Origin of the sequence: Rahnella selenatireducens, from assembly GCF_046449555.1 — a bacterium.
Taxonomy (GTDB): Bacteria; Pseudomonadota; Gammaproteobacteria; order Enterobacterales; family Enterobacteriaceae; genus Rahnella; species Rahnella selenatireducens.
Map to the genome: position 1 here is coordinate 183,242 of NZ_JBKEZJ010000009.1, position 16,835 is coordinate 200,076.

Consider the following 16,835-nt stretch of genomic DNA (forward strand, 5'->3'; position numbering starts at 1 on the left):
ATAAGTTATGGAAAATAAAGAAAACGAATTGGCCCAAAAAAAGAAAATCGTCGTAGTTACGGACCTGCTCATCGGGCGCGGCGGAATGGAAAATGTCACGAGCCAAGTCGTATCAGAATTTAAAAAGAGCGGCGAGTTTGATGCCGGATTCTTTGTGTTTAACAGTGGCGAAAAAACGCAGTCAAGAACGTGGTTAGATAATGCCGTCTTCCATGAGAGTGTGTGTAAATTAAGAAACAAAAAAATCAAAAATTTTATACATACCCTCAGACTGATGTTCTTTATAAAGAAATATAAACCTGATCACGTTATTACGCTTAATACCATACCCAATTTGATGGCACATCGGGCAATCAAATATTCAGGGCAGAATTCTGTTTTGTCGACCTGGATGCACCTTCCCCCCAAAGATACTTACCGGCCGCATTATCTTTTGTCTGCACGTCATCATTTCGCCATCAGCGGGGAAATTAAAAATCAACTTGTAGCCCTGGGCGTCAATCCGGCCGACGTTGATGTGGTCTTTAATCCGGTTAAAAAGACGGAAGTCGTTATTCCAAGACCCTCTCATCTTCGGATCCTTTACGTGGGCCGGATTCATTTCGAAAGGCAAAAACAGTTAAAAGATTTGTTCGATGCTCTTCAGAAAATTAGTATTCCCTGGTCTCTGGAAATTGTCGGTGACGGAGAGGATGTGGCTGAATGCCAGGCTTATACGCATACGCTGGGTATTTCAGGCCATGTTTCATGGCATGGGTGGCAAAGTGATCCCTGGAAATATGTCGAGGAAAGCATTCGGGAGGTCACCTGTCTGGCGATGACCTCGAATTTCGAAGGGTTCCCGCTTGTTTTGCTGGAGGCTATTTCCCGCGGGATTTATTGTATTTCCTCTGATTGCGTCAGCGGGCCATCCGAAATAATTGAAAACAATATAAATGGCAGGCTTTATCCGCAAAATGATAGTCTGCGTCTCTCTGAAATTCTGCAACAAACCGGCATGACTGCGACCCTGCCTGAGCATGCTTTGATAAAAGAAAGCATAGAGAAATTTTATGAAGACAAGTATATGGAAAACTTCAAGATGATCCTTAATAAAATCTCTGAGGATAAAAATGCTTAACTACAATGAAACACGTGTTTTGAAATTAATTGTTAACACTGCTGTCATTGGGCTGTGTATTTCACTGGCGTTAAGTATGTTTGTCACAGGCTTACCTCAGAAAATCTTTTACGTCTTATCCTATGTTTCTTTTTTCACTGTTTTGTATGCATTTTTTAAAAAACATTTCGCCTGCAAGAGTGAGAGGCTTTACCTCGGTATATTCCTTTCGCTGGTGTTTTTAGCCGTCGTCAGATTTACCTGGGCCATGATATTCAAACATGATGGCGTCACGCCGTCCCCGGCCAGTGCGGGTATCATTAATAATTATTTATTGGGCAGCAAAAGGATCCTTCTGGGTGCCTTTATTTTGCTCTGTTTTTCTGCCTACGGTTTTCTGGTGACGAAAAGAACAATCCTGTGTAGCAAGATCATCATCACCATTGGGTTGATGATTACACTGGGCGTTGGATTACATGAGCATTTTACGCTTAATGAACGCATTAAATTGACCACGGATGCAGCCTCCATATCGTCTTATATGGTTATTTTTATTTACTGTGCGCATCTTGGTTTAAGCCGCCTGGAGCATAACGCTTCTTCTAAAATTTTAGACTTAATCGCGTTCGTCGTGACTTTCGCTATTTTGTATTTATGCGGAACGAGGATAACCGTGCTGGCGCTTATTTTCCTCAAGATAACCTTTATGCTGATTGAGTATAAAATTAACCTTATCAGGAACTGGCGCGCAACAGGACTTATTCTTCTGGCCATTGCCGTTATTATGGGTGTTACAGGAAAACGCTGGGTGCAAGGAGTTACTGATATTCAGGAATATGATGTTCAAAGTTCCACATCCTTAGGTGCGCGGATGGCAATCTGGGAAAGTGGAAATTATTTCATGCGTAGCCATTTAGGTTTTTCATCGCCAGATGAAAGAACCGAAATCGCGCGGGGATTCATTAAAACGCATCATCCTGAAAATATTGAGGGATATACCAATGTTCAGTACAACATGCATAATGAATTCCTCGAAGTCACCACTTTGCAGGGGCTGTTAGGCACATTATCGTTATTATTAATCTATGGCGTTATCATTGTCGGTGGCATCAGGAAATGCGATATAAAAGGCGTGATGATACCGTATATTGTGTTGTTTATTTCCGGGCTGACAGATTCAGTGATTTTGAACAGCCAGACGGCCACACTATTTGTCATTGCGCTGGCGATTTGCAGCCTCAAACCTTTCAAAGCAGTGAACTGATTTTTATACAAACATCAGGGCCCGGTTAGGGCCCTGATGCTCAATGCCTGCCAATATCATCCTTTCCGATATCTCACTGACTCAAATTCACCACCGCCTGGCGGATGGCGTATTCGTAGCCCTGAATGCCGAAACCGCAGATCACACCGACGGAAACGTCGGAGAGGAAGGAGTGGTGGCGGAACGCGTCGCGTTTATGCACGTTGGTGATATGGACTTCATACAGTGGCAGGCTGACGGCGGTGACGGCGTCGCGCAGGGCGACAGATGTGTGAGTCCAGGCAGCAGCGTTCAGGACAATCGCATCGGTGGTGCCGCGGCAGGCCTGAATGCGGTCGATCAAATCGCCTTCGTGGTTGGTCTGGAAAAATTCGATTTCCGCACCGCAACTTTTACCGGTCTGATGACACAGCGTTTCGATGGTTGCCAGCGTGTCATAACCGTAAGTTTCCGGTTCGCGGGTGCCGAGCAGATTCAGGTTCGGGCCGTTAAAGACGGCAATTTTGTAGTTCATCCGGTCTTCCTTTCTTCAGTAATCTGCAAAACCAAACAGGTCTTTTGGCGTCTGCCACAGGATCTGGTGCCTCGTTTTTTCATCCGGGAACAACTGTTCCACCAGCATCAGTAATGTACCGAGATCCATCCGGTGTTCTGCGCGCAGGAACGGCCAGTCGGAACCCCACAGGCAATGTTCAGCGCCGAATGCCTCAAGCAGAGCGTGCTGGTAAGCGTGGCCGTCCTGATATGGAAAAGGCTGACGGCTGAATTTCGATAAGCCGGACAGTTTCACCCAGGTGCGTTGCTGGCTCGCGAGTTGCAACAGCGCCTGAAACGCCGGTTGCTGCAAACCTTGCGTCACATCGGGGCGGCCGGAGTGATCGATGAGCAGGCGGGTTTTCGTGCGGTTAATCAGCGGCAAAAGTGCCAGTAACTGGTCGTCCTGTACCTGAATGGCGGCGAACATGTCCAGCTCGGTCAGGCGTCCCATCAGGCCGTCGAGGTGTAAAAAAGGTACAGTGCCGAGCATAGCCACATTCATCGCGATACCGACCACGCCGGCCTGTTTGAGCGCGGCGAGTCTTTCCAGCGGAAGTTCAAAAGGTACCACGGCGATGCCCTTGAAGCGGCCATTGCCTTTTTCCAGCGCATCCAGCAGGCATGAGCTGTCAGTGTTATACCCTGACGTCGGGCCGACAATCAGGGAGTGGCGGATGTTGTAGGCTTGCATCACCGCGCGGTAATAATCGGCGGTGCCAATCTCGTGCCCTTCCGGACGGTATGGCGTGTCCGGAAGGTACGGGAAGCGCGCCGGATCAAACACGTGATGATGGGTGTCGATCTTGGGTTGCTCAAATATCGTCATGCTTTCGCTTTACCTGCTACTGAGTAGAGAACTTGCTGATTGCGGGTCTTCTGGAATTCCTCCAGCGTTTCACCGCGCATCGCGGAATAAATATGTAAGTTGGACACACCCACCACGGCACCGAGTTTTTCCAGCAGGAAGAAGCTCACGCCGTAATGAATCATCCCGCGCCAATCGAGTTCGCGCAGGAGTTTTTGTTCATCAGCGGTCAGTTTGTTTTCGGCAAACATCGCGTTCTGGTCAGTGAGGAAACGCTCGCGCCACGCGGGCTGGATCAGGCGATGCAGGAACCGGTTCATGCGGAATGCTTTCAGGCTGCGCGCCTGCGTAAACGGATAGGTGCCCGGCAGTTTTTCCACGCCCGCCAGCTGTTGAGCGATTTTGTCGCGCTGACGCTGCTGCACGTCCACCGGCGCTTCGCGGGACTGATTTTCGAGGATCAGTGTGGCGATACCGGTCATCGACGGCAAATAATAGGCCTGATGCAGCTTCTTCACGTTGGCAGACAGCGCACCGCGCATCACCAGCCACATGATAACTTCCGAACCTTCCAGCCCGCCAAGCGTGGCGAATTCCGCCAGCGTCATTTCGGTCAGACGTTCCGGGTCGTTCACAATCATATCGACAAACTGTTCGTCCCACTGCGGGTTGTTAAAGCCGCATCGTTCGCCGTGAACCTGATGGGAAACGCCGCCGGTGGCGACAATCGCCACGTTCAGATCTTCCGGAAAACTTTCAATCGCGCGGCGCAGCGCCTGACCGAGTTTGTAGCAACGGCGCGCCGTCGGGATCGGGAACTGCAACACGCCGATTTGCAGCGGAACGATTTGCGTCGGCCAGCCGCCTTCGTGCGGCATCAGCGCGGAAAGCGGTGAAAACAGGCCGTGATCCAGCGGTTTGTCCTGGAAGAACGACATATCAAATTCGTCCGCCATCAGACTGGCACCGATGTGCTGCGACAGCGCCGCATGGCCTTTGACCGGCGGCAAGTCGCGCGGGCCGCCGCCTTCATCAGCGATCTCGTAGTGGTCATCAATGCCTAACGTAAACGCCGAATAGTGATCAAAGAAAAAGGACGTGACATGGTCGTTGAAAACGTACACCAGCGCGTCGGGTTTCTTTTCTTCGAGCCATTTTTGCATCGGCGCAAAACTCTCGAAAATCGGTGCCCAGGCGCTTTCGTCCTGTTTGTTGTGATCCACTGCGAAGCCGATAGTCGGGGTATGTGAAACCGCTAAACCGCCTATGATCTTAGCCATCTTAAATCCTCTGAACTTTTTGTAGGGTAATCGCAACGCAGCCACTGCGTCAGTGTATTTATGTTTCTAATTATCAGGAGGCTAACGCAAGGTTAGCGGATGTTCATGGTGCGCGACAACTCCGGGATGTCAGTAATATCAACGCCTTTGATCATCTCGGCCGGGTGTGCCGCGCGGTGCAAAAGAATACTCAGGCCGGCCAGCAGGGCAGGCAACGCCAGAATAATGAAGATCATGTTCTCGCCGGAGAAAACCCCGAGCAGGATGCCGCCCATAGATGAGCTGATAATGGCGCCGCTGCGGCCTATGCCGTGCATCCAACAGACGCCGGTGGCGCGCATTTCGGTCGGGTAGAAGGCCGGGGAAAACGCCTGAAGCCCGGTCTGTGCGCCGTTAATACACACGCCGCTGATGAAGACCAGAAGCGCCAGTACGTCCGGGCCGAAGTTGCCGATACCCTGCGACAGCAGGCTTATCATGCCCATGATGTAGAAACCGGCGATGACGCGTTTCGCGGTGAATTTATCCATCAGACCGCCGACCATCAGGCCGCCGAAGGTGCCGCCGAGCTGGAATAAACCGGCGACGATGGCGGCGCGCTCCAGCGAGAAACCGCCGTTACGCATAATGGTTGGCAGCCAGCCGTTGAGCAGGTAAATCACGAACAGCCCCATGAAGTATGTGACCCAAAGGACCACCGTACCTTTGGCATAACCGTTGGTAAAAAGCTGGAAGACTTTGGCTTTTTTCTGAATCACCGGCGCTTTCAGTACGAATTTAGTTTCCGCGCTGAACAGGCCACCGGCGCGGGTCAGCACTTTGGCGATCTTCTCTTTCGCAACATTGCGCACCACCATGTACATCGCCGATTCCGGCAGGATCCACATCAGCAATGGCAGCATCAGCAGAGGCATAATGCCGCCTGCGAAGATCACCGCTTTCCAGCCAAAATGCGGTAACAAACCGGCGGCGACAAAGCCTCCCGCACCGGAGCCGACGTTAAAGCCGCTGTACATCACGGTGATCATCAGGCTGCGGCGGCGCTCAGGCATGTATTCCGAGACCAGCGTGACGGTGTTGGGCATGACCGCGCCTAAACCGAGGCCGGTGAGAAAGCGCAAAATGGCCATTTCCATCGGCGTGCGGGCGAAGGTGCTCAGCAGGCTGAACAGGGCGAAACAAAGAATGGACCACATCAGGACGCGTTTTCGCCCGAACCGGTCGGCGTTTGGCCCTGCAATCAGCGCGCCGATGGCGACGCCGAACATGGCTGCACCCAGAATCGGCCCCATTTCCGCGCGGCTGATGCCCCAGTCTTCAATCAGCGCCGGGGCGATAAAGCCCATCACCGCCGCGTCGTAGCCGTCGAACATAATGATGATGAAACACAGCCCCAGAACCACCCATTGATATTTTGATATCGGGCGTTCGTCTATCCACGTTTTAACATCCACGATGGTGTTGTTGCTCATAGGGTACGCTCTCTGTTTTTTTTATTAATATGTGATCGGATTAAAACTTTGAAAAAATACTCACTGACTTCCGGAGCACACCGGTGTGTCGTGATGGGGTTTTATTAAAATTATTTTATTTATTAAACAATGAGTTGGTTATTCATTGTGGTGCTTTCTGATAACCAACTTAGGGGCTGGAAAGCGCGCTGTCTGCCATAAAATCATTATGCAGGTATGAGTTTTGTTTATCACGATGGGTAATTGAAGAACGGCAGGCTGGCTGCCGTCAGGGAAAGGTTAATGCGAAAATGCAAAGAGAGCAGGGAGAAAAGGGCGGAGTAAATTTATTCCGGCATGTCCCAAAAGCAGTCGTCATTGAGCGTGACAGAGGCGATTTTTTGCACCGGTCCGCGCATGCTGACCTGAAAATCATCGCTGAAGCTTATCGCCAGTGTGCCACCCGGCATATGCACCGTGACGTTGTCGTCCACGTGTCCGAGTTTGCGCATGGCGCTGGCGGCGGCGCAACTGCTGCTGCCGGACGCCAGCGTGTAACCGGCTCCGCGTTCCCAGATCCCGATGCTGATATTGTTGCGGTCCAGCACTTCAACAAACTGTACGTTGGTGCGTTTCGGGAATATTGCCAGCGTTTCTATTTCTGCGCCCAGTTGTCTGACTAAATCCAGGTCGAGCTTTTTCACCAAAATCACGCAATGCGGATTGCCCATCGATACCAGTGTGGCGCTGAGCAGATGGCCACCGACGACCAGCGGTAACGCCAGCGCTTCGTCGCCTTCGACGCTCGCCGGTAACGCCGACGGCGAAAATTTTGCCTGCCCCATATCCACAATCACCTGATGCGCGCCTTCGGTGACTTCGCAACGCACCTGACCGCCCAGCGTATTCACCAGAAACGGCGCATGCCCGACGCGGCCAATATCAAAAAGATAGCGGGCGTAAATGCGCAGGCCGTTGCCGCTTTTCTCTGCTTCGGAGCCGTCGGGATTGATGATGCGCAATGTCGGGATTTCGGTGTCGTCGATGTCGATCAATAATCCGTCAGAACCGATGCCGTAATGGCGGTCGCAGATGCGCTGAATTTGCTGATTTGTCAGCATGCTGGCGAGGCTGTGATGGCAGACCAGATAATCGTTACCCAACCCGTGATAGCGGTGAAAAAGCATGTTTGTGATCCCAATATATTCATCATTGATATGAATACATGTAATGGGAAAGCGGCGGTTTGTCAGCTTTATTTTGACGTGATTAACCACGCGGATTTTCGGGCTGATGAGTTCACGAATGTAAAATTCGCGCCGCGCGTGGTAATAAACACTTTCGCCGGTTATTCCGCGAGCCACAACAAGGAGCTATTCATGGAAACCTTTACCGTTCCGGTGGCCTTTCCACCACTGAAAATCGTGACGCCCCGCCTGACGCTGCGGCAGTGGCGCGACAGCGATGCCGATCCGTTTGCCAAAATGAACGCTGACCCGCGGGTGATGGAGTTTTTCCCGTCCACAATGACCCGTGAAAAAAGCGACGAGATGCTCGCCCGTTGCCGGGATTTGATTGCAGTTCGCGGCTGGGGGATCTGGGCGGTTGAGCTGCGTGACACCGGTGAGTTTATCGGTTTTGTGGGTCTGCATACACCAGGTTATGATTTGCCGTTTACGCCGTGTGTGGAAATCGGCTGGCGACTTCGTGCTGACGTGTGGGGAAAAGGCTATTGCAGCGAGGCGGCGCGTGCAGTGCTGAATGCCGGATTTGAACAACTCGGGCTGGATGAAATCGTGGCTTTCACGGCCTTGCCGAATGTGCGTTCGCAGGCCGTTATGATGAAAATGGGGATGGCGTGTGATATCTGTGAAAACTTCAACCATCCGGCGGTGGAGAAGGGAAACTGGCTTGAGGAGCATTGCCTGTACCGGCTAAAACGCGGGAATTTCGCATAAAGAAAAGGGCCTGAGCGGCCCTTTTTGCTGTGTGGAGGTTTAACTGCGCGCGCATCCCGGTTTTTGAAACGCCGGTTTTGCACCTCCCGCGCCGCTGAGGGGCTGGCCGTCGATGGCGTCGTGCGTTCTCAGGCCGGAAGGGCGGATCCAACGCTGTACGCGTGAAGGCATATCAAAACCAATCAGCAGAATAACGACAAACGTCAGGCTGAATGACAGCGAACCCAGCGCGGTGCCGAGGCTGAGATGCTGGGAAATCGACGCGCCCAATATCGGTGCCAGTGCGCCGCCCAGCGCACCGACGTTATAGGTGAAACCCAGACCGGCCGCGCGCTGTTCGGTATCAAAATATCCGCCGAGCAGTTTAGGCAGTAACCCCGCGATGCCCTGACCGAGCATTTGCTGTAAGAACAGCAGCCCGCCGAGGAAAAGCATGTCCGAACCTTTTATGGCGAACAGCGGAATAATCAGTAACTGAGAGATCAGCAGGCTGGTGACGTAGGCTTTGCGCGTGCCCAGCCAGTCGCCGAGGAAGCCGCCGACGCAACAGCCGACAGCCGCGCCGAACCCGCTGAAAAACAGGACGTTGCCAACGGTATGCGGGTCATAACCCAGATCTATTTTCAGGTATGTCGGTAACAATGCCTGAATCGGCCACGAATACAGAAAGGCGCAGAACACCACCAGCATCAGCATCACACCGGTCGGCCAGCGTTCGCCGCTGGTTTGCACCATGAAACAGATGAAAATGGCGGCGCAGGAAATACCGAGCGCGGCGATGAAAGGCGCAGACACCATGCCGGTGAAACAGGCGTACAGCGCGGCGGCGGCAAAAAGAGTCAGCCCGATGTTGAGATAACTGAGACGGCTGCGATAGAGAATATCGACCATGTTGCGGTCATCGTGTTGTTTGTTTTGCTGGTTTTTGCGCTGAGATTCTTTCCAGTCTTCGGCTTCGGGCAGGTTTTTACGCAGCCACAGCGCGAAAACGATCGGCAGTAATCCAATGTAAAACAGCATCCGCCAGCCGAAAGCCGGAACGATGTAACTGTACGCCTGCGCCGCCAGCACGGCACCGATCGAGAAGCCCGAAATCAGAAATCCGCTGGCTTTGTTACGCATGTTTTTCGGCCAGCTTTCCATCACATACGTTGAGCTGGAGCCGTACTCGCCCGCCATGCCGATGCCGATAATCAGGCGTGCGATAAATAATGTGGTGTAACCCGGTGCCAGCCCGCAGGCCAGCGTGCCGCAGGAAAACAGGACGATGCTGGTGATCATCGCCAGCTTGCGGCCATACCGGTCGCCCATCGCGCCGAGCACTAATCCGCCAAACCAGCGGGAGATAAAAGCGGCGGAAATCAGGCTGCTGGCCTGTAAAAGCGTCAGGCCGAACTCCTGTTTAATGTCCGTCAGCACCAGCGTGATAATCACAAAATCAAACCCGTCCAGGGCGTAACCGACCCAGGCGGCGGCGAAGGCTTTCCATTGCGCAGGTGACAATTGTTTGTACCAGCGGGGCGCTTTTGTCTCTGGCCTGTCAGCACGAGGCCGTAATGAATTGCTCATATCGTCGCTCTCTCCACATCCCGTCGGTCACGGGCAAAATTGTTGTCAGGGGTCGCTCATCGTCACTGTTTTCGTCTTCTGGTTATTTCGCGTTTTACTCCAACTTAAATTATAATTGGGAGTAAAACTCCGTTTGAGTGTATTAGATCGCTCCGGCATTTCAATCGCTGTCTGAGAAAAGTGTGATAAAGAAGGTGAAATGCTGAACAGGGAAAGATAAGCAGCAGGATGGAGAGGTCGGAAGGCGCGCTGAAAATGAATCAGCGCGCTCAAAGCCCGGAAGTGCGGCAGAAAATGGTTCTAGCGGGTGCCGAGCTGGCTGAGGGCCTGCGTGGTTTTACGTTTGGTTTGCTCCGCCTGCACCGGATCGGCTTTCACCAGCAGGGCGTAAATCAGGTCGAGAACGAACAGTTGAGCGATTTTGGTGCCGATGGAGTCGCCCTGCAATTGACCCTGCTTGTTGCCGTTAATCAGTACGTAATCGGCCATGTCGGTGATGGGAGAACCGACATTGTGAGTCAGCGCGACGGTGGTCGCTCCGGCTTCTTTCGCCAGTTTCAGCGCGTGCACCGTTTCGGCGGAGGTGCCGGAATGGCTGATACCAATGGCGACATCGCCGGGCTTCATCAGCGAAGCCTGCATGTACATGAAATGGTTGTTGGTCGCCGCGTCAACGCGCAGCCCGATACGCATCAGCTTGCTTTTGGCATCCTCAGCGGTAATGCCGGAAGAGCCCAGCCCGAAAATACAAATCCGGTCAGCGGGGCGCATCAGTTTCACCACCTGTTCGACGTTTTCCAGCGACAGCAGATTGATGGTTTCGGTCAGCACGTTATTGATCGCCGACTGCAATCTTCCGGCAATCGCCTGCGGGCTGTCGGCGTCCTGAACATCGGCGTCCAGCAGGCTTTCTTCAGGATTTGGGCGCGTCGCCACTTCGATCGCCAGATCCATTTTGAAATCCTGAAAACCTTTGTAACCCAGCGTGCGGCAGAAACGAATTATCGTGGCTTCACCGGCCTGCGTGAGCGCGGAAAGTTCAGCGAGGGAAAGTTGCGTGACTTTAGAAGGTTCGGCCTGAATATAAACCGCAATGCGCTGCGCAGAGCGGGTCAGGCTGTTTTGCATCGCCCCCAGAGCATCAAGAATTTTACCTGGTTTGAAATGTTGAGCACCCGTTTTCACGTGGACACCTCGGGGGAAAGAGTGACAGAAACAATGATTTAACCGGTGCACATCATTACATAGTTGGCTGACTCCGTGAAGCCTGATTACCGCCGCGCAGGGCTACAGCGTGGCTCTGGCCCATAACGCTGCGCCGATTAAACCGCTGTCCTGCCGGTGATGCGCCGGGCGTAGCGGAACCCTGTAAATCACCGGTAACTGGTTAAGCGCATGCGTCACTTTTTCACGATACCCTTCCGCCAGCCCGACGCTGCCGCCCATCATGACGATATCCAGATCCAGCGAAATATGCATATCTGCCAGCATGGATGCAACGGCAGCCGCTGAACGGCCGATCACTCGTTGCGCCTCGCTGTTCCCCGCGCGGGCGCGTTCGAAAACCTGTTCCGCGCCCAGCGGTCTGGCGTTTTCCATCACCGCATGGCCGATAGCGGTGCCCGAGGCGATGCTTTCGACACACCCGCGACGCCCGCAGCCGCACAGCCCGCCCTGCGGATCAAACGCGGTATGGCCGATGTGCCCGGCCAGCCCGTTGCAGCCGGTTAATAATTTTCTGTTCCAGATAATCCCGCCGCCCACGCCGGTTGAGACGGTGACAAACAGCGCGTTATCGCAGGTTTCCTGCACGGCCTGATATTCCGCCCACGCCGCGGCCTGTCCGTCATTGAGCACAACATTCGGTAAATCCGCTACGGCGCGGATGCAGTCCTGCAATGGAAACCCCGCCAGCCCGCCTAGATTCGCCGGGTTCAGCGCGGTCAGCCGCCCCTGGCTGATAATGCCGGTCGAGGCGACGGCAATCAGATCCACCCGGTTACGCCGTGGCGTAATCAGTTTTTCCAGCGCGCCGGCTAACCCGGCGGTATCACCGTGCGGTGTGGCGACCTGCTGACGTTCCGACAGCGTGCCGTCTTCCGCCACAATGGCCGCCGCAATTTTTGTTCCGCCAATATCCAGTGCTAACACGTTTCCCATCTGAGTTTTCCTCACAAAACTGAATGCCGCTCACTAACATAAAGCGCTAACGGCGATTTGCGCCATTGCGGCCTGAGAACAAAAGATCTACCATGATTGGAGTTACACTTCATTTAAAATTTAATATTGGAGTTTTAGGTTCATGGTAAAGACGAACGTGCGCAACATGAATGACCTCCTGACCCTGCTGGACAAAGGTCTGATCGTTTCCTGTCAGCCGGTGCCCGGCAGTGCCATGGACAAACCGGAAATCGTCGCCGCGATGGCGTGTGCGGCGCTCGATGGCGGGGCGGTGGCGCTGCGTATTGAAGGCATCCGCAACATCGAAGCGGTGCGCCGGGCAACGGATGCACCACTTATCGGCATTATCAAACGCGACCTGCCGGATTCTGACGTGCGGATCACACCGTGGCGGGAAGACGTGGACGCACTGTGCGCTGCCGGAGCCGATATTATTGCTTTTGACGTCACGCAGCGTTTTCGCCCCGTGCCGGTTGAGGCGTTGTATCAGCGAGTCCGCGAAGCCGGATACCTGACGATGGCCGACGCATCATGCCTCGAAGATGGCCTGCTGGCGCAAAAACTTGGCTGTGATTTTATCGGCACCACGCTCTCGGGTTATACCCAAACGCCGGTGCCCGAAACGCCGGATATCGCGCTAGTCCGCGCACTGGCGCAGGCCGGATGCCGGGTGATTGCCGAAGGTCGTTACAACTCCCCCGCGCTGGCCGCGGAAGTGATGGCGGCGGGCGCTTACGCCGTGACAGTCGGTTCTGCCGTGACGCGAATTGAACATATTTGCGGCTGGTTTTGTGAGGCCATTGCGCAAAACGAAAAGAACAAACTGACCGGTTTCTGAGAAAACGGACTGATTCCCTTAACGTCCCATTGATGAGAAAGCACATGAAAAAATTAACAGGTCTGATTGCTGCTCCACACACGCCATTTGATGCGCTGGGTGAGGTGAATTTTCCGGTTATCGATCAGATAGCGGAACATCTGGTGAACGATGGCGTGAAGGGCGTTTACGTCTGCGGAACCACCGGTGAAGGTATCCACTGTTCTGTTGAAGAACGCAAAAAAATCGCCGAACGCTGGGTAAAAGCTGCGCAGGGAGAATTAAGCATTACGCTGCACACCGGCGCGCTCAGTATCAAAGATGCGGTGGAGTTATCGCGCCACGCCGAAACGCTGGATATTTTTGCCACATCGGTTATCGGGCCGTGCTTCTTTAAGCCGGCAAACGTGGATGACCTGATTGATTACTGTCGGGCGATAGCGTCGGCGGCACCGTCGAAAGGTTTCTATTATTACCATTCCGGTATGTCTGGCGTGAATCTGGATATGGAGCAGTTCCTGATCAAAGGCGAATCCAAAATCCCGAACCTGTCCGGCATTAAATTCAACAGCGCGGATTTGTATGAATTTCAGCGCTGCCAGCGCGTCAGCGGCGGTAAATTCGATATTCCGTTTGGCGTCGACGAACACCTGCCCGGCGGTCTGGCCGTCGGTGCCACCGGCGCAGTCGGCAGCACCTATAACTACGCTGCGCCGCTGTTCCATAAGATCATTGAAGACTTTAACGCCGGGAATCAGACCGCCGTCCGTCAGGGCATGGATCGCGTTGTGGCGTTGATCCGCGTACTGGTCGAATTTGGGGGCGTCGCCGCAGGCAAAGCTGCGATGAAATTGCACGGCATCGACGCCGGCAACCCGCGCCTTCCGCTGCGCGCACTGACCCGGGAACAAAAGCAAACCGTCGAAAACCGCATGCGTGATGCATTAGGTTTATAGCCAGTGAGTTCGTTGCTAAACCCCTCCCAACCTCCCCCTTCGCAGGGGGAGGAGCAACACAAAGTCCGAAACAGCTCGGACGGCTTCCTCACCTGCGAAGGGGAGGGTTGGGGTGGGATATTAAAGAATAATCAAAAGTTGAAGTATGCTCTGATGAGGTGTTAACGGGCACACCGTCTTCGCAGGCGGAGGAGCAAAAACTATCCTTCAATCCTCCCCATCACCGATGCCCCCACCAGCCCGCCAGCTGTCAGAAATTTCCCCGGCACCAGCAGTGCCTCTGCATAAGTATGCAAAACACCTTTACGCACAGCCTGATCCAGCGCCGCAATCAGCGCCGTCGCAGACGCCAGGCCGCCGCCCGCGACAATTCGTGAAGGGCCAAGAATATTCACCAGCAGCGCCAGTGGTTCGGATACGATTTGCAGCCAGGCGTTCACCGTCAGCCCGCAGGCCGCATTACCGGCTTGCCAGCCGCTGACGATCTCCAGGCTGGTTTTATCCTGCTGATGGAAATGCTTATGCAGGCGTTCAAGGCCGCGTGCGGCACCCAGCATATCGAGGCAACCGGTCTGACCGCAGCCGCATTTGAGACGCGGAACCGCATAGGTTTCGCCGTCAACCAACACTTCGGTGCGCGTGATGGCGCCGTGTCCCCATTCGCCGGTGACGCCACCGTGGCCGCGAACCAGATGGCCGTTAATGACCACACCGCCGCCCACGCCGGTACCCAGAATAATCGCTACAACCACCGCATGATTTTGCGCGTTTCCGGCATGGGCTTCGGCCAGTGCAAAACAGTCAGCGTCGTTGGCGGCGGTGACCGGACGGTTCAGCGCCGCGCTCAGGTCATTCGCCAGCGAGCGTCCGGTGAAGGCCGGAATGTTGGTCGCCAGCAGTTCGCCGGTTTGCGGAGAAACCAGCCCGGCGGTGGAGATCGCCAGCGGGGTAGACGCGGGTAAATCCCCGCCAAACTGCGTGATGAAGTTTTGCATCGCCGTCACGAAATCATCCCACGACGAAACGGGTGTCGGTACTTTGCCGCATTCTTCCACTTCGCCGGAAGCACGTGAAACGCCAAACTTAATAAATGAACCGCCGATATCGGCGCAGAAAACCGCAGAACTCATGAGCGTGTGTCCAGTAAGTCGCGCAGCCCGTCGCCCAGTACGTTAAAACCAAGCACGGTCAGCATAATGGCCAGACCCGGGAACAGCGAAAGGTAAATATTTATGCCGAGGAAGTTACGGCCATCGCTCATCATGGTACCCCATTCCGGCATCGGCGGCTGCACGCCCAGACCCAGAAATGAGAGACTGGCGGCGGCGAGAATAACGGTGCCCGCCGTCAGCGTCGATTGCACAATGATCGGGCCGATGGCGTTGCGCAGAATGTAATGCACGATAATCCGGTAATTCGACAACCCGAGCGCCTGCGCGGCTTCGACGTATTCCATCTGCTTTAAACCGAGCGTGAGGTTACGGCTCAAACGTGCATAGACCGGAATCGCAAACAGAGAAATGGCGATCAGTAAATTGACCAGCCCGCCGCCGAGAATACTGACCACCAGAATCGCCAGCACGATGCCCGGAAATGCAAACAGCATGTCCATAAACCACATGATGATCATGTCGGTATAACGACCGGCCATTCCGGCAATAATCCCTAACGGAATGCCGATAATCATCGCCAGCCCGACGCTCAGCACCACTTCGACAATGGAAATCCGTGCGCCGTAAATGACGCGGGCAAAGATATCGCGGCCATAGTCGTCGGTGCCAAACCAGTGATCGCCATTCGGCACGAGCAGGGTATCAATCAGATCCTGTGCATAAGGATCGTGGCGGGCAATCAGCGGCGCGAACAACCCCATCAGGACGATCAGGCCGACAATCAGGCCGCCGAGCGTCACCGCAGGATGACGCCAACACCAGCGAAACAGCCGCAGCGTGCGCGGTTTGCGACGAGGTAATTGCGTGATAATGGCAGACATTAGTCGAACCTTATTTTTGGATTCAGGAAGGCTATCAGTAATTCACCGAGCAGGTTCATCACCACCACGCCGCAAACGGCCACCAGCGCGACGCCCTGTATCACCGGATAATCACGATAGCGCACGGAATCGACCAGCAGACGGCCAATGCCCGGCCAGTTGAAGACGGATTCCGTGACCACCGCGCCGCCAATCAAACTGCCGAAATTAAGCGCCACAATGGTGACAATCGGGATCAGTGCGTTGCGAAAGGCGTGGCTGCAATAGACCGTGGTGGCAGATAACCCTTTGGCGCGCGCGGTACGGATATAATCTTCCGACAAGACGTCGAGCATGCTCGAACGCGTCATGCGTGCCATCACGGCCATCGGTAAAACCGCCAGCGTGACCGAGGGCAAAATGTAGCTTTTCCACGACGTGGCGCCGAGCAGCGGCAGCCAGCCGAGATTCACCGAAAAGGTATTCATCGCCATCAGCCCCAGCCAGAAGTTGGCGATAGACGCACCGGCAATCGCCAGCAGCATCACGCCAAAATCCGGCCAGCGGTTGCGGTAAACCGCGCCTATCATGCCCGCCGGAACGCCAATCGCTACCGCCAGAAAATATGACAGCACAGCGAGCATCAGGGTGTACGGCATACGCTCGCCGATTTCCTGTGTCACCGGTTGTTGCGACTGCAACGAGACGCCGAGATTGCCGTGCAGCACGTTACCGGCAAAATGCAGGTATTGCGTGACCAGCGGCTGATCCAGTCCAAGGCGCACGCGCATGGCGTCCACCGCTTCCTGTGTGGCTTCAGGCCCGGCCATCAGACGTGCCGGATCGCCCGGCAGCGCCCGGATGGACACAAAAATCAGCATCGAAACCCCGATCAGAATGATCGGGAAAGCGATAAGCTTTTTGGCAAGATAGGCTTTCATCACTC

General features: G+C 54.3%; 16 protein-coding genes. 5 read left to right on the plus strand and 11 right to left on the minus strand.

Annotated elements, in window-relative coordinates; genetic code table 11:
• The first annotated feature begins 7 nt into the window (after positions 1-7).
• Together ACLBVC_RS16345 and ACLBVC_RS16350 are read left to right on the plus strand one after the other, a co-directional pair.
• Positions 8-1,120: a glycosyltransferase gene (locus ACLBVC_RS16345; protein WP_410150508.1), complete on the plus strand. Its 1,113-nt coding sequence runs from the start codon at positions 8-10 to the stop codon at positions 1,118-1,120.
• The gene (locus ACLBVC_RS16350) at positions 1,113-2,363 is read left to right on the plus strand and encodes an O-antigen ligase family protein (protein WP_410150509.1); all 1,251 of its coding nucleotides are present in this window, start codon (positions 1,113-1,115) and stop codon (positions 2,361-2,363) included. Before ACLBVC_RS16345 ends, ACLBVC_RS16350 begins: the two co-directional genes overlap by 8 nt.
• A 73-nt stretch (positions 2,364-2,436) precedes the next feature.
• Here ACLBVC_RS16350 and aroQ read toward each other — a convergent pair whose 3' ends face one another.
• From aroQ to dapF, 5 genes are all read right to left on the minus strand, one after another.
• Complete coding sequence (gene aroQ / locus ACLBVC_RS16355; RefSeq protein ID WP_218521182.1) at positions 2,437-2,877, minus strand: type II 3-dehydroquinate dehydratase; 441 nt, start codon at positions 2,875-2,877, stop codon at positions 2,437-2,439.
• A 15-nt stretch (positions 2,878-2,892) separates the two neighbouring features.
• Entirely contained in the window at positions 2,893-3,726 is an 834-nt protein-coding gene (locus ACLBVC_RS16360; protein WP_410150510.1) for an amidohydrolase family protein, read from the minus strand.
• Positions 3,723-4,985: a gallate dioxygenase gene (locus ACLBVC_RS16365; protein ID WP_410150511.1), complete on the minus strand. Its 1,263-nt coding sequence runs from the start codon at positions 4,983-4,985 to the stop codon at positions 3,723-3,725. Before ACLBVC_RS16365 ends, ACLBVC_RS16360 begins: the two co-directional genes overlap by 4 nt.
• Positions 4,986-5,077: 92 nt before the next feature.
• Positions 5,078-6,457, minus strand: a complete 1,380-nt coding sequence (locus tag ACLBVC_RS16370) for an MFS transporter (protein WP_410150512.1) — start codon at positions 6,455-6,457, stop codon at positions 5,078-5,080.
• A gap of 326 nt (positions 6,458-6,783) precedes the next feature.
• Positions 6,784-7,623 carry a diaminopimelate epimerase gene (gene dapF / locus ACLBVC_RS16375; protein ID WP_410150513.1) on the minus strand — a complete coding sequence of 280 codons (840 nt, stop codon included), beginning with the start codon at positions 7,621-7,623 and terminating at the stop codon, positions 6,784-6,786.
• A 192-nt stretch (positions 7,624-7,815) separates the two neighbouring features.
• Between dapF and ACLBVC_RS16380 the strand changes: the two genes are divergently transcribed.
• The gene (locus ACLBVC_RS16380; RefSeq protein WP_410150514.1) at positions 7,816-8,394 is read left to right on the plus strand and encodes a GNAT family N-acetyltransferase; all 579 of its coding nucleotides are present in this window, start codon (positions 7,816-7,818) and stop codon (positions 8,392-8,394) included.
• A 39-nt stretch (positions 8,395-8,433) separates the two neighbouring features.
• Here the strand turns inward: ACLBVC_RS16380 and ACLBVC_RS16385 are convergent, their stop codons facing one another.
• The 3 genes from ACLBVC_RS16385 to ACLBVC_RS16395 form a co-directional block, all read right to left on the minus strand.
• Positions 8,434-9,963 (minus strand): MFS transporter, encoded by a 1,530-nt coding sequence (locus tag ACLBVC_RS16385; RefSeq protein WP_410150515.1) that lies wholly within the window; start codon positions 9,961-9,963, stop codon positions 8,434-8,436.
• A gap of 300 nt (positions 9,964-10,263) precedes the next feature.
• On the minus strand, positions 10,264-11,091 hold the full coding sequence (locus tag ACLBVC_RS16390; RefSeq protein ID WP_458351916.1) for a MurR/RpiR family transcriptional regulator: 828 nt from the start codon (positions 11,089-11,091) through the stop codon (positions 10,264-10,266).
• 159 nt (positions 11,092-11,250) lie between these two features.
• A complete protein-coding gene (locus ACLBVC_RS16395; RefSeq protein WP_410150517.1) occupies positions 11,251-12,123 on the minus strand; it encodes an N-acetylmannosamine kinase in 873 nt (290 codons plus the stop codon).
• Between the two features lie 142 nt (positions 12,124-12,265).
• Here ACLBVC_RS16395 and ACLBVC_RS16400 point away from each other — a divergent pair, with 142 nt between their 5' ends.
• Complete coding sequence (locus ACLBVC_RS16400; RefSeq protein ID WP_410150518.1) at positions 12,266-12,982, plus strand: N-acetylmannosamine-6-phosphate 2-epimerase; 717 nt, start codon at positions 12,266-12,268, stop codon at positions 12,980-12,982.
• A gap of 44 nt (positions 12,983-13,026) precedes the next feature.
• Entirely contained in the window at positions 13,027-13,917 is an 891-nt protein-coding gene (locus tag ACLBVC_RS16405) for a dihydrodipicolinate synthase family protein (protein ID WP_410150519.1), read from the plus strand.
• A gap of 200 nt (positions 13,918-14,117) precedes the next feature.
• Here ACLBVC_RS16405 and ACLBVC_RS16410 read toward each other — a convergent pair whose 3' ends face one another.
• The 3 genes from ACLBVC_RS16410 to ACLBVC_RS16420 are packed head-to-tail and all read right to left on the minus strand — an operon-like array spanning position 14,118 to position 16,830.
• On the minus strand, positions 14,118-15,047 hold the full coding sequence (locus tag ACLBVC_RS16410) for an ROK family protein (protein WP_410150520.1): 930 nt from the start codon (positions 15,045-15,047) through the stop codon (positions 14,118-14,120).
• Positions 15,044-15,910, minus strand: a complete 867-nt coding sequence (locus ACLBVC_RS16415) for an ABC transporter permease (protein ID WP_410150521.1) — start codon at positions 15,908-15,910, stop codon at positions 15,044-15,046. Before ACLBVC_RS16415 ends, ACLBVC_RS16410 begins: the two co-directional genes overlap by 4 nt.
• Positions 15,910-16,830 carry an ABC transporter permease gene (locus ACLBVC_RS16420; RefSeq protein ID WP_195812590.1) on the minus strand — a complete coding sequence of 307 codons (921 nt, stop codon included), beginning with the start codon at positions 16,828-16,830 and terminating at the stop codon, positions 15,910-15,912. Before ACLBVC_RS16420 ends, ACLBVC_RS16415 begins: the two co-directional genes overlap by 1 nt.
• Between the last annotated feature and the right edge of the window lie 5 nt (positions 16,831-16,835).